This is a genomic window from Chryseobacterium tructae, assembly GCF_030409875.1.
In the GTDB taxonomy this organism is placed as follows: Bacteria; Bacteroidota; Bacteroidia; order Flavobacteriales; family Weeksellaceae; genus Chryseobacterium; species Chryseobacterium tructae.
In genome coordinates this window covers 313,122-326,688 of record NZ_JAUFQR010000001.1, presented here as the reverse complement: position 1 = coordinate 326,688, position 13,567 = coordinate 313,122, and the positions used below count along the sequence as shown (strand labels likewise).

At 34.8% G+C, this 13,567-nt stretch carries 15 protein-coding genes; 8 read left to right on the top strand and 7 right to left on the bottom strand.

Features of this window, described 5'->3' with window-relative positions; all coding sequences use genetic code 11:
• Nucleotide 1: 1 nt before the first annotated feature.
• From guaB to QWZ06_RS01475, 5 genes are all read right to left on the bottom strand, one after another.
• Entirely contained in the window at nt 2-1,462 is a 1,461-nt protein-coding gene (gene guaB, locus QWZ06_RS01495; RefSeq protein WP_290295397.1) for an IMP dehydrogenase, read from the bottom strand.
• 192 nt (nt 1,463-1,654) lie between these two features.
• Nucleotides 1,655-2,155, bottom strand: coding sequence for a DUF4252 domain-containing protein (locus tag QWZ06_RS01490; protein WP_290295396.1), 501 nt, complete (start codon nt 2,153-2,155; stop codon nt 1,655-1,657).
• 11 nt (nt 2,156-2,166) lie between these two features.
• Nucleotides 2,167-3,447 carry a DUF4252 domain-containing protein gene (locus QWZ06_RS01485; RefSeq protein ID WP_290295395.1) on the bottom strand — a complete coding sequence of 427 codons (1,281 nt, stop codon included), beginning with the start codon at nt 3,445-3,447 and terminating at the stop codon, nt 2,167-2,169.
• A 52-nt stretch (nt 3,448-3,499) separates the two neighbouring features.
• Complete coding sequence (locus QWZ06_RS01480; protein ID WP_290295394.1) at nt 3,500-4,171, bottom strand: hypothetical protein; 672 nt, start codon at nt 4,169-4,171, stop codon at nt 3,500-3,502.
• A complete protein-coding gene (locus QWZ06_RS01475; RefSeq protein WP_185248914.1) occupies nt 4,146-4,655 on the bottom strand; it encodes a GFO_1088 family ECF-type sigma factor in 510 nt (169 codons plus the stop codon). Before QWZ06_RS01475 ends, QWZ06_RS01480 begins: the two co-directional genes overlap by 26 nt.
• A 197-nt stretch (nt 4,656-4,852) precedes the next feature.
• Here QWZ06_RS01475 and QWZ06_RS01470 point away from each other — a divergent pair, with 197 nt between their 5' ends.
• The gene (locus QWZ06_RS01470; protein WP_290295393.1) at nt 4,853-5,674 is read left to right on the top strand and encodes a peptidase associated/transthyretin-like domain-containing protein; all 822 of its coding nucleotides are present in this window, start codon (nt 4,853-4,855) and stop codon (nt 5,672-5,674) included.
• Between the two features lie 42 nt (nt 5,675-5,716).
• Here the strand turns inward: QWZ06_RS01470 and QWZ06_RS01465 are convergent, their stop codons facing one another.
• Both QWZ06_RS01465 and QWZ06_RS01460 read right to left on the bottom strand, forming a co-directional pair.
• Nucleotides 5,717-6,877, bottom strand: coding sequence for a putative sugar nucleotidyl transferase (locus QWZ06_RS01465; RefSeq protein ID WP_290295392.1), 1,161 nt, complete (start codon nt 6,875-6,877; stop codon nt 5,717-5,719).
• A 268-nt stretch (nt 6,878-7,145) separates the two neighbouring features.
• The gene (locus tag QWZ06_RS01460; RefSeq protein WP_027375398.1) at nt 7,146-7,397 is read right to left on the bottom strand and encodes a type B 50S ribosomal protein L31; all 252 of its coding nucleotides are present in this window, start codon (nt 7,395-7,397) and stop codon (nt 7,146-7,148) included.
• 183 nt (nt 7,398-7,580) lie between these two features.
• Here QWZ06_RS01460 and QWZ06_RS01455 point away from each other — a divergent pair, with 183 nt between their 5' ends.
• The 7 genes from QWZ06_RS01455 (at nt 7,581) to QWZ06_RS01425 (ending at nt 13,123) form a co-directional block, all read left to right on the top strand.
• Nucleotides 7,581-7,796 carry a hypothetical protein gene (locus QWZ06_RS01455; RefSeq protein ID WP_290295391.1) on the top strand — a complete coding sequence of 72 codons (216 nt, stop codon included), beginning with the start codon at nt 7,581-7,583 and terminating at the stop codon, nt 7,794-7,796.
• Between the two features lie 23 nt (nt 7,797-7,819).
• On the top strand, nt 7,820-8,989 hold the full coding sequence (locus QWZ06_RS01450) for a hypothetical protein (protein WP_290295390.1): 1,170 nt from the start codon (nt 7,820-7,822) through the stop codon (nt 8,987-8,989).
• Complete coding sequence (locus QWZ06_RS01445) at nt 8,989-9,315, top strand: nucleotide pyrophosphohydrolase (protein WP_034692883.1); 327 nt, start codon at nt 8,989-8,991, stop codon at nt 9,313-9,315. The genes QWZ06_RS01450 and QWZ06_RS01445 overlap by 1 nt, the downstream gene beginning before the upstream one ends.
• Before the next feature lie 71 nt (nt 9,316-9,386).
• Nucleotides 9,387-10,613 (top strand): 3-phosphoshikimate 1-carboxyvinyltransferase, encoded by a 1,227-nt coding sequence (locus QWZ06_RS01440; RefSeq protein WP_290295389.1) that lies wholly within the window; start codon nt 9,387-9,389, stop codon nt 10,611-10,613.
• Nucleotides 10,614-10,698: 85 nt separating this feature from the next.
• Nucleotides 10,699-11,187 (top strand): hypothetical protein, encoded by a 489-nt coding sequence (locus tag QWZ06_RS01435; RefSeq protein WP_290295388.1) that lies wholly within the window; start codon nt 10,699-10,701, stop codon nt 11,185-11,187.
• A 21-nt stretch (nt 11,188-11,208) separates the two neighbouring features.
• Nucleotides 11,209-11,889, top strand: coding sequence for a hypothetical protein (locus QWZ06_RS01430; RefSeq protein WP_290295387.1), 681 nt, complete (start codon nt 11,209-11,211; stop codon nt 11,887-11,889).
• A gap of 238 nt (nt 11,890-12,127) precedes the next feature.
• Entirely contained in the window at nt 12,128-13,123 is a 996-nt protein-coding gene (locus tag QWZ06_RS01425; RefSeq protein ID WP_290295386.1) for a phosphatidylinositol-specific phospholipase C, read from the top strand.
• The last annotated feature ends 444 nt before the right edge of the window (nt 13,124-13,567 follow it).

Genomic DNA, 13,567 nt, shown 5'->3' with positions numbered 1-13,567 from the left:
TTTATAAAGAATAGTTAGGAGCTTCCTGAGTAATGATCACATCATGTGGGTGTGATTCTTTCAATCCGCTTCCTGTAATCATTACCAATTTGGAATCTTTTTGTAGAACTTCAATATCTTTGGCTCCACAATATCCCATACCCGCTCTTAAACCTCCGGTTAACTGGAAGATCACATCTTCTAATTTCCCTTTGTGCGGAACTCTTCCTTCAATTCCTTCCGGAACGAATTTCTTAGCTTCACTTTGGAAATATCTTTCTTTTCCACCTCTCTTCATCGCAGAAAGGCTTCCCATCCCTTGGTAAGATTTGAACTTTCTTCCCTGGAAAATAATTTCATCTCCAGGTGCCTCGTCTGTACCTGCCAAAAGAGAACCTAGCATTACTGCTCCTGCTCCACTTGCAATAGCTTTTACAATATCTCCTGAAAGCTTGATCCCCCCGTCAGCAATTACTGTTACGTTTTGAGATTTAGCATATTCGTATACATTGTAAATAGCAGATAACTGAGGAACTCCAACTCCGGCAACCACTCTTGTTGTACAGATAGAGCCTGGCCCAACCCCTACTTTAAGAACATTAGCTCCTGCTTTGATAAGATCTGCAGCCGCTTCAGCAGTTACAATATTTCCACCTACGATATCTAAGTTTGGATATGCTTTTCTGATCTCAGAAATTTTATCTAATACTCCTTTAGAATGTCCGTGAGCAGAATCAATTGCGATAATATCCACTCCAGCTTGTACCAAAGCTTCAATTCTGTCTAAAGTATCTTCACCAACTCCAACTCCGGCACCTACGATAAGACGACCATTGTTGTCTTTATTGGCATTAGGATATTCAAGTTGATTATCAATATCTTTAATAGTAATTAACCCTACAAGCTTGTTATCCTTATCTACGATAGGTAATTTCTCAACTCTGCTTCTAAGAAGGATTTCTTTTGCTTTTTCAAGATTGGTATCTTTGTCTGAAGTGATCAGGTTTTCTTTGGTCATGATCTCCTCCACTTTCACATCAAGATTTTCCTGATATTTCACATCTCTGTTGGTAATAATTCCAATAAGAACATTATCCGCATCCACAACAGGAAGTCCTGAGATTTTGAACTGAGACATCATCTCTTTAGCCTGTCCTAAAGTGTGGTCTTTTGAAAGGGTAACCGGATCTGAGATCATTCCATTTTCGGAACGTTTCACACGGTTTACCTGTGCTGCCTGCTCGGCAATCGTCATGTTTTTGTGGATAAAGCCTAAACCTCCAACTCTTGCCAGGGCAATTGCTAAATCACCTTCAGTAACAGTGTCCATTGCAGCGGAAACTATCGGAACATTCAGCGTGATTTTGTCGGTAAGTCTTGATTTTAATGAAACCTGGTTAGGTAAAACTTCTGAATAAGAAGGGACTAGAAGAACGTCATCGAAAGTGATGGCTGTCTCTACAATTTTGTTATGAATAGACATCTTTACTTTCTTTGCAAAATTAGGTTATTTTAACGACATATGAAAATCATTTTTAATAGTTTAAATAAAATTTAATAATCAATAAGTTAAATCAAAAAACCGTCCTTTTTTAAGAACGGTTTTTCTTTACAAAATAAATTGAATATGTCTGAAACTACTTGCGACAATTAATTTTTCTTTAAATTTCTTAGATTACTTATCAGAAACGGCATTGATCATTTTTGAAATATCATGAGGAGTAAAGCTTCCTCTTACATCTACAAATACCAATTCTTTATCTGAATTTACTGTAATCAGCATATTTTTAATAGCCTCTCCTTTTTGTTTTACACGAAGGTTTACGTTTTCACCATTATGTTTTATGGTAGCCCATTCTTCATATTGATTATTATTTAAAAATTGAGCATAATCATTCAGCATCTCTTTACTTCCATTTTCTACGGTAAGGATCTTTATCTTAGAAATTTTTTTGATAAGACTGATGAATTCTTCACTTTCACCATCTTCCCTTAAAGCTTTCTTGATATAGGGCTTAGCCAACATTAGCGGTACATTGAAGCTTGTAAACTTGGCATTTTTATAATGATGTCCTGAATCTGAAAAGAAATCCATATTCGGTTTTGCGGAAACAATACAGGATTGGAATGTACCTACAATCAAAAGCGAGAATAAAATAGTTTTAAGAGTTTTCATGGTGATGGTTTTTATTCAATTGGTCTTAACAATCCACCTGATGTTTTACTGATATTAGCATCTATTTCAGGTCTTCCCTTGTATCTTACCGATCCTCCTGAAGAAGCTTTCACTTTTAGTTTACCTGATACATTTACAGTCAGATTGGCTCCGGAAGTAACTTCCGTTTCAAGATGACTAAATTTCAAATCATCTGCTTTACACAATGCTCCACTGCTGATATCAATAGTTCCTGAATCTGCACTCCCACTTAGACTCATATTTGAGCCACTTGAACTTTTGATTGCGATATTTCCGGCTGTAATTCCTGCTCTCACATTTGATCCCGAAGATACTGAAATCGTTGCTGCGTTGGCAATTTTGAAATCACCGGTGATATTAGATCCAGACGAAGCATCAATGGTCATATTTTTTTCCTGAATAGAATTTACTACCGTAAGATTAGATCCCGAAGACACATCAATGTTATCCATTCTTGGAGAAGATACGTTGATACTTAAGTTTTTAAACCTTAAATTTCTTACTCCTTTATTATCTATATAGATTTTCAGGATACCATTCTCAACCTTTGTAACAATGTATTGTAATTTATCTGCATCTGCAATCACTTTTACACTGGTAGGTTTCTCTTGTTTAAAGATTACGTTGACACCAGTACTCATTTGAATTCCTGAAAAATCTCCTACATTTCTAGCCTCTCCATTAAGGTAAGACGAATTACTATCTGAGTTCAGATTATTTCTTATGTTAGAAACCGGGCTTTTTTTGGTTTCACTAGAGTTGATGATCTTACTTACATCATCCATGGAAAGCTTTCCATCAAGCATTACAAATATACTTTCTCCGCTTCCCCCGTCAATACTCAGTAACAGGTCCTCCAAAATGCCATTTTTAGCCTCCGCAGAAAGGAATTTCACTTTCGCTCCGGCATTATTTACCGACATGATTTCGCTGTAGTTGAGATTCTTTAAATAAGAAGAAATATCTTTATTCAGCTGAGACATATTAGCCTGAACCTTGCGTCCATCAGCCGTAGTCCCTTTTTCTTGATTTTCGGTAATAAGAATTTTCAATCCGTTAATTTTCGATAATAACGGTTTAATCTGATCCAGCTGAGAATCATCAATATTGAGACTGCTGAGCATTCCAAACATAGGTTTAGCAATCTTAATAGAGGTTACTCCTTCCACTTCCTGATATTTGTCAAAGAGCTGGTCAAATTTATCTTTTTGTCCATATACATTAAAGAAATGGGAAAAAGCAAGAGCGAATATTATGAATAGTTTTTTCATGAGTCAATTTTATTTTTTTTAAGTTAACGATGACAACCGATTTATTTTCCGATTAATAATCATCATCTACTACAGTAGGCTGTGCCAATTTTTCACTAACGTTATTTGCAAATATCTGGAATGAATACTTTGTTACATTGATTGCTTCTTCTACATTGTCAATTCTTTTACCGTTTACAATTACGTAAGAGTTTTCATATCCTGTAGAATCTTTAGCTTTATTATTTTTAAAATAGGAATTGTCTGCATATCTTGGCTTTCTTTCCTTTTTCAATCTTCCTCTTTTCGGCAATATTTCGTCCATCACATCTTTTTCAGCTACGTGATTATCCTGAAAGATAGAATCTTTTTTAGTTCCTGAAATAGAATCGGTGTGATTTACTGCCACCTGCTCCTGGTGATTATTATTTTCTTCAATAAAATCGGATTTTTGCTTTAATACCTCATTTTTCACCAGACTTTCTTTATCATGAACTCCAGTTCCTGAATTATTTTTAAGGAAAAATCCTATTCCAAAGACCAGTGTTACACTGGCGGCCATCCAAAACCATTTGGGAAATGAGGGCTTTTTCTTTTCTGCCAATGGAATAATGGGTGTAGCATCCTCTTCAGTCACTTTATTATCTGCCTGCTGAAGGAAGTCATCAAAACTCCATTCCATTTTTTCTTCCTTTATTTCTCGGAAGATTTCGTCGTATTTATCTTGTAATTGATCTTTTTTCATAGCTCATCAGTTGTGAGATTTGTTCTTTTACTTTTTGTCTTGCTCGCATAAGGTTTACCCTTACTGCATTTTCCTCCATTTCCAGCATTTCAGAAATTTCGGAAACATCATACTCTTCTACATCTTTCAAGTGGATCACCAGCTTCTGTTTCTCGGGGAGCTGATTGATAAATCCTATAATATGTTCCTTAAGGTTATCAACTTCCATACTATAAAGCTCCGACCGATGAAGCTGCATATCCGCAAAGCCTATCTTCACATCGTGATGCTTCAGCCGGTTCAGGCATTCGTTCCGGACAGACTTCAGCGCATAGGATTTTAAGTTCCCAAACTGCTCCAGTTCATCCCGCTTCTGCCAAAACTTCATCATGATATCCTGCACTACATCTTCTGCTTCATCACTACTCATGACGAATCGCTTCGCAAAACGATACATCTCGTCTTTGAGAATAAACACCGTATTCTTGAAAGTTTCTTGGGTCATGAGTTTTGTTTCTTATAGGTAAGACAATTCGTCTTTACAATCTATTACATCAAAAATAAAAAAACTTCAAAAAAAATTGAAATTTTATTTTCTATTGAGTTTTCGGCTAAGATAAACAATTAAGCATATTGCTTTCTTTTAGAAAACCACTATATTTAATTCATTAAACAACATAACTGCGAGGATACAACACAAATATGAAGAATACGATCAAAATCTACAATCCCTGTCCTGAGAGGTGGGATGATATGCAAGATTTTCATTCAGGAAAATTTTGTGAGAAATGTTCTAAATGCGTAGTTGATTTTACAAACAAAACAGATCAACAGATTCAGGATATTTTTGAAACAGCTGATGGAAAAGAAATTTGTGGCAGAATCCCAATAAGATCACTTGCTTTAGCAGCTACAGGAATTATTTTAATTACAAATCTCACCTTTGTTCAAGCTCAAACTAAAGATAATTTTAGAATGACTACTGAACAAAAAACTACAAGCATCACAAAAGTATCGGGAAAACTTATTTCTAAAAACACCAAAAAGGAAGTAACCGGTGCTGACGTTTTCTTTATCTCTAAATCAAAATACATTAAAACCACCACCAATGAAGATGGCACTTTTTCTATAGAAATACCTGATGAATTGATTGAGAAGAAAAATGTCTTATATTTTGACTTCGATAAAATTAATGAAGCTGAAAGAAAAGGAAACAACAAGAAAGATACTATTAATTCAAGCACTCTTGAAAATGAAGCTGTTATTTTTGAGAAAAACGAGAGATTAGATAATAAAGAATTTCAAATTGACTCTCAATATGCCACTATAGGTGCTATAATTATTCTTTCAGAAACACCTCCAGATTATTATTACTTTAATGGAAAAAGCATTAGTGAAAGAAAATTTGAAAAATTAAAAAAAGAAAATCCGGAATATCAATTCTTTTTTTTCAAAAACAAAGAAGCGGAGATTATTTCCGGAAAAAGCTATTTAAATTCTCTAAGATTGCTATACTCAAACTAAAAAAACAAACCCTCAGGAATACTGAGGGTTTTATATTTTAATTTAATAGGCTTCAAAAACATGCTTCAAAATAGCTTTATCTTCTTCTGTTAAAGCCACTTTTCTTCTAGCCATAGCCCTTTCTGCTACTTCATAGACCTTATCCAGTCTGAACTTTTCATCGTCTTTCAAACCACCCCATGAGAAGTTTTCTACAAGATTGGGTGGAAAACCTGGTTTGAAAATATTGGAGGCAACCCCTATAACAGTTCCAGTATTCAATTGTGTATTGATGGCAGTCTTAGAATGATCTCCCATAATCAGACCTGCGAACTGCAAACCTGTATCTTCAAAGGCTTTGCTTCTGTAACTCCAGAATTTTACATTCCCATAGTTATTTTTCATATTCGATGAGTTGCTATCTGCTCCGAAATTACACCATTCTCCAATCACTGAGTTTCCTACAAAACCTTCATGCCCTTTACTGGAGTACCCGAAAATAATAATATTGTTCACCTCACCTCCAACTTTACAATGCGGCCCCACCGTAGTCGCTCCATAAATTTTAGCTCCAAGGTTAAATTTAGAATCATCACAAAGTGCTATAGGTCCACGAAGATGGCACCCTTCCATGACTTCTGTATTTTTACCAATATAAATTTTCCCGGTTTTTGTATTGATCGTTGAAAATTCAATAGAGGCACCTTCTTCAATGAAAAGGTCTTTTTTATCACCTAAGAAACCGTTTGTAGAAGATAATTCCTGTGAAGACCTTCCCTTCGTAAGCAGGTCAAAATCGAAATCAATAGCGTGATGATTATAAGTAAATAGATCTTTTGGCTTTTTAAAGAAAATAAGCTCTTCTTTAATATCTGTCATTTTTTCGATTTGGTGAAGTGAAAATCCTTTCATATTCACCTTTGCCGCTACCAATTCGTCTTCATACACCAAAGCTTCCCCTTGTTTAAGATCTTTAATCTGCTGAATAACAGATTCTGTAGGGATAAAATTCGGGACTAAAAAAAGACTTTCTTTTTCTTCCGGAGTTTTAAACTTATCCTGAAGGTACATTTCTGTAAAATAAGAAATTTCGGTATTCTCCAGAATTCTTTGCCATCTTTCAGAAAAGGTAAGGATTCCGCATCGCATTGCTGCAATTGGTCTGGTAAAGGTAAGCGGAAGAAAATCTTCCCAATATTGTGCGTCTGAAAATACTAATTGCATTTTTTAGAAATTATAGGTTAAAAAATAGAGGCCAAAAGCTGAACCTTTACTACTTAAAACAAAAATACAAAAAGATGGGAGAAGTTGAGATAGAAGATGGAAGATAATGGATTGCCAGATAATAGACGGATAGATAATAGACTAAGAGATGAGAGACTATACTGTGAATTCATCTTTCCTTACTTTATAACATCTATCATTTATTTTTTTAACAACAAAAAAGCCTTCCAAAAAATTGAAAGGCTTTAATATTGTAAGAATACAAAAATTACTTAGCGAATTTTTTGTATTTGTTCATGAACTTATCAACTCTACCTGCAGTGTCAACTAATTTCACTTTACCAGTGTAGAAAGGGTGAGAAGTTGAAGAGATTTCCATTTTGATTAGTGGATACTCTTGTCCTTCGAACTCGATAGTATCTTTTGTTTCTGCAGTAGATTTGCAAAGAAACACCTCGTCGTTACTCATATCTTTGAAAACAACAAGTCTATAATTTTCTGGGTGGATTCCGTTTTTCATAATGCTATTTTTAAAAAATTAAAGTTTGCTTTCGAAATAGTAATGGATATTTCTCTGCTAATTTTAGGTTGCAAAAGTACAACTTTTTTTCTAATATCCAAATACAGATTCTAATATTTTTTTCTTGATAAGAAATTCAAAGTATTTTCGTTAAATTTGGAACTTACTTAAACTTTAATTTCGATGAAATTCAAATTATTACTGGCTTTTTCTTTCTGGATGCTCCTTGTTGCGGTATCGTGTAATAAGGATGATATTACCTTTGATACTCCGTCACAGCAGCTAAGATTTTCAAGAGACACGGTATTCTGTGATACGGTTTATCACCAGGTACGTTCAGAAACCTATGTAGTAAAGTATACAATAATGAGGATAAAGATGTCCTTATCCCAAGAGTAAATCTTGAAGGCGGAGCAGCATCATTGTATAGAATCAATGTAGATGGAAAGCCGGGATATGATTTTAAGGATGTTCCGCTTAGAAAAAAGGACAGTCTCTATATATATGTAGAAATTGCGCCACAGGCAACGGGGCCTGAAGCGATTGCCGAGGATAAAATTATATTTACCGGGCCTGCAGGACAACAACATGTTACTCTGTTCTCTGTAGTTCAGGATGCAGAATTTTTTATTCAGACTCCCACCAACCCCAATATAATTACCTCTTCCACAACATGGACTAATAATAAAGCCAAGATTATCTACGGAAATCTTACTATAGATCCTGATGTAACGCTGGATATAGACCCTGGTACGAAAGTATATTTCCATAAAAACAGTGGAATAAAAGTTTCTTCAAAAGGGGTATTAAATATTAATGGAACCCTGGACAAGCAAGTCATTCTTCGTGGTGACCGAAATGATCCTTATTATGACACGATCTCTAAAAACTGGAATTCGATCAAAATGGAACCAGCCTCCATCCTTAATATGAATCATGCTAGATTATTCGGAGGAACAAAAGGACTTGAAATGAAGCAAACAACTGCTACGATCAACAATTCTTTTATTCATACTTTCTTTGAATATGGAATTTATGCTGTAAATTCTACAGTCACTGCTAATAATTTAGTAATGAATAACTGTGGCTTATCATCTATCGGAATTTTTAAAGGCGGGAAGCACAATTATACTCATGCTACGATTGCCAACTACTCTAAATCGATGGGAACTTTTGACAGAAAAGGGATCTTCGTAACGAATGAATGGAAGAATGAAAAAGGACAGACAGAACAGGGCGCTTTACAGCAGTTCAATCTAAAAAATAGTATTGTATATTCTGATAGGGATAATGCATTACAGTTTGAAGCAACACCAGGACAACAGTTTGAATACCTTATTCAAAACTGTTTATTAAAATATTCAGGAACTTCAGAAGCAGGATTTACTTTTGATAATAATGCGAATGTAATACAAACGATCAAAAATGAAGATCCACAGTTTATGAATTATTTCATGGCCAAAATGAATTTAAGAGTAAAAACAACATCTCCGGCAAAAGGAAAAGGAAATGTGACTGTAGCAGGAACTGTCCCTTTTGATATTGTAAATGAACCAAGAACTACTAATCCTACTATAGGAGCTTATCAATAATGGAAATTACTCAGTTACAACAGCAGGTTGACGAATGGATCAAAACCATCGGTGTAAGATACTTTAATGAACTGACCAATATGGCGATGCTTACTGAAGAAGTAGGTGAAGTCGCAAGAATCATCGCGAGAAGATATGGCGAACAGAGCGAGAAGGAAAGTGATAAAAATAAGGATCTTGGCGAAGAACTGGCAGATGTACTTTTTGTAACATTATGCCTGGCCAATCAAACCGGAGTGAATCTGCAGGATGCCTTTGACAGAAAAATGAAGATCAAGACGGATCGTGATAAGGATCGTCATCAGAATAATGAAAAATTAAAATAAGATCCTTTATACAAGATCTCAGATGGTAGATTTAAAGATCTGAAATCTTGTATAAGGAATATGAAGAAATAATGAAGAAGCTAGAAAAATCAACATTAATAGGAAATAAAACAGTACAGATCAGCGGTTCGAAAAGTATTTCGAATCGTTTATTGATTCTGGAAAGTCTGTTTAGTAATATAAAAATCGGAAATTTATCCAACTCTCAGGATACGCAATTGCTGAAGAAGGCATTATCTGAAGTTACAGATGTAGTGGACATTCACCATGCGGGAACAGCCATGCGTTTTCTTACCTCTTATTATTCTATTCAAGAGGGAAAAACAACTATTCTTACGGGCTCTGGAAGAATGAAGGAAAGACCCATCAAAAATCTGGTAAATGCTCTGAAAGATCTTGGTGCTGATATCGAATATTTGGAAAATGAAGGTTTTCCACCTTTAAAAATTGCAGGAAAGAAAATTACGCAGACTTCGGTAAATGTTCCTGCCAATATTTCCAGTCAGTTCATTACTTCGCTGCTTCTTATCGCGGGAAAGCTTGAAAACGGATTGGAAATTCATCTTGTAGGAGAAGTGACTTCAAGATCTTATATTGAAATGACGCTTGATATCCTAACAAGATTCGGGATCAAAAATAGCTTTGAAGGAAATACCATTAAAGTAGAACCATTCAGCCTAGATAATGAATCTTCAGTAAAGGCTTATGAAGTGGAAAGCGACTGGAGCTCTGCCTCCTACTTCTACTCGATCTGTGCTTTGGGAAGAGAAACCCTTCATCTGAAAAGTTTCTACAAGGAATCTACTCAGGGAGATTCTGCGATTGCAAAAATCTATGAAGACTTTTTTGGAATTAAAACAACTTTCCTGGAAGCGGAACATCAACTGACCCTAGAACCTCAGCCTGATTTTGTTTTCCCGGAAAAAATCATCCTGGATATGAACAATTGCCCGGATATCGCACAGACACTTTGTGTAACAGCCGCCGCATTAAAAATTCCTTTTGAAATTTCAGGACTGGGAACATTAAGAGTAAAAGAAACAGACCGACTTCAAGCCTTATATAATGAGCTTAAAAAACTAGGCACTGAAACGGAGATTACTGATTTAACCATTGAATCTGTAAGTTTCGGAGAACCTGAAGAGCATATTTCAATCAAAACGTATCAAGATCACAGGATGGCGATGAGTTTTGCTCCTTATTGTCTGATTGGAGAGCTTACTATTGAAGACGAAGATGTAGTGGAAAAATCTTACCCAATGTTCTGGGAAGATCTTGCCAGCGTAATGACGAAATAATTTGAAAATCTAAAAATGTCTTAATTTGAGAATGAATCATCGAGCCTTCTCAAATTAAGGCATCAACCATAAACTACACCCAATCATGAAAAAATTTCTGATCTTATTTGCCTTGGCACTTCCATTATCAATTTGGGCACAATACCTTTTACCTAATGAAGAAATCATCTATTCTTTTGAAACAAAAAGTGGAAAGAAAATGACATTGGTAAAGGATAAAGAAGAAAAATACATCCAATATCGTTTTGGAAACAAGAATAAAGTAGAAATGGAATTTCCTTCAGAAAGAACTAAAGATAGTTGGAAAAAATTCACTTACAATTCTTATATGAGAGGGGGTGGAAAACAAAATGCAGGAATGGAACTTCATTATCTGTCATTCAAAAATAATGGCTATCAATATCAACTCTATAAATCTTACTATGCAGAAGATGGAGCCTACTCCACTGGAGTTACCGTAACTGATTCTAAGGGAAAAGAAACCGATATTACAGGGATATACAAATCCATAAAGGGTAACCTAAGCAGCTTAGACGAATCCAAATTAATTGTAAAAGAGAATACTGGATTATAATTCCTGAATATTATTTTTCCCATGAAAAAGTTATTTTCTTTTGTTGCTATTGTAATGGCCACTACCGTCTTTGCTCAAAACCTGAAAAATTTTTATGTTCCTAAGGGTTATAAAAAAGTGACAGAGGTAAAAGGAGATTTGGATAAAGATGGGAAAGACGAAACAGTTCTTGTATTTGATACGGATAAAATAGCATCTGATTATGAAAGAGACTTTGGGAAAAAAGATTATCGAAGAGTCTTTTATATTCTGAAAAATGAACAAGGGATCCTAAAAATATGGAAAGAGAACTCCACTCTTTTATATTCAAGTGGACTAGGTTTTTATCCTGATGATAATATTCTTAGCATCCAGATCAAAAATAATTGTTTGATAGTGGAACAGAGCTTTTTCAGTAATTCAAGGCATACTCAGGTTAGTAAATATACTTTCAGATTTCAGAATGGAGATTTTTACCTGATTGGCTCGTATGATAATTTTGCAGATACTTGTGATTTTGATATTACCCATGAAATCAATTTTTCTACAGGAAAAGTAATTGTAAACAAAGAGTATTCTTCTTGTGATGAAGAGACAAAAGTACCGAAAAACGTTTATAGAGAATTTGTTCATACATTTAACCCTTTAATTACAATGGATGATTTCAAAATAGGAGAACATAGATTTAAAATTCCTGGACTGAAGGAGGATTTTGTGTTTTAAGATGGAAGCAGGAGGATGGAAGTTATATTTCTCCGAAAAGTTAAACCAGACTTTATCTCTTCCTTCATCCTATAAAAAACAGAAATATTCTTTACCGACTGCAAGTACTCCCCTCTTCCAACTTCCAGCTCCCAATTTCTTACTTTCTCTACACAACAACTTAATCATCTCTTAAAATTAAATTAACTCCTCATTACTTGACATATTCTTAATTTTAAATCCAATTAAAATTAAAACTATGTTCAAGCACTCAATGAAATATGTAAAAAACTTTACGCTTAGTATAGCCACGGCAACTGTATTCTTTTCATGCTCAGAAGGAGTAGCAGAAAGGGATTCTAATGAAACAGGTCTATCTGTTAGCAAAGCAAGTCATAAAATGGCTTCTCTGGTCCCTGTTGAAATGAATAGCTGGATGGCTGGTCTTCAGGATAATATTTCAATTTCAAAAATCTCTATTCCCGGAACTCATGATTCCGGAGCTCGTATAGATGCCCCTGTAGTAAGTGGTACAGCAAAAACACAAAACCTTAGTATTGCAGAGCAGCTGAATGCAGGAGTTCGATTCCTGGATATCCGTTGCAGACATATTGATAATTCATTCACGATCCATCATGGTGCTATTTACCAGAATTTAAATTTTGATGACGTATTGAATGCCTGTTATGCTTTCCTACAAAGTCATCCGTCAGAAACCATCATCATGTCTGTAAAAGAAGAACATGATGCTTCTAATACTACAAGAAGTTTTGAAAGTACTTTTGATTCTTACATTCAGAAAAATCCTTCAAAATGGGATCTTGGAACAAACATCCCTACTCTTGGAGGGGTAAGAGGAAAAATCAAATTGCTTAGAAGATTTTCAGCAGGAACAGCTAAAGGTATCAATGCCACTTCATGGGCAGACAATACCACTTTTGAAATCAATAATCCGGGAGCTCCGCTTAAAGTTCAGGATTATTATAAGGTAACCAATAATGATGATAAATGGAATGGAGTTTTCAACCTGTTGAATGAAGCCAAAAGCAATAACAGCGACAGACTTTTCATCAATTTCACCAGCGGTTACAAACCAGGAATCTTCGGTATTCCAAGTATTCCGACAGTTTCCAATGCTATTAATCCTAAAATTAAAACTTTCTTCCAAAGCAATACAAAAGGTTCTTATGGGATAATGCCTATCGATTTTGTAAATGCTGAATTGGCCGAATTGATCGTAAAAACGAATTTTTAATGTAGTTAAATATAAATTGTCACCATGAAGCTGTTTCTTTTTGAGACAGCTTTTTTTATGTATTCCCGCAGATTGAGCTGATAATGCAGATTATTTATTGGGGAATAAATCAATACTGTTATTTTCTTACCCGCAAATATCTGTGTAAATCTGTGCAATCTGTGGGAAATAAAATTTTACAATGGATTGGATGCTATGATTAACCACAAAAGTCACAAAAGTTTTAGACACTTTAATTGATTTTAAGGGACAAGCTTTGCGCATAAGAAGTACACTAAAGTTTTGAAAATCTTGCGATTTTCTTACCATTGCAACAAAATGAAAACGAAGTTTTTATCCATCTGCGAAATCTCCTCGATCTGCGAGAGAATATCAAATAAAACATCAGGTGAATAACATCCAATCACAAAGTCACTAAAGGTTTAAACACTTTAGTTGATTTTA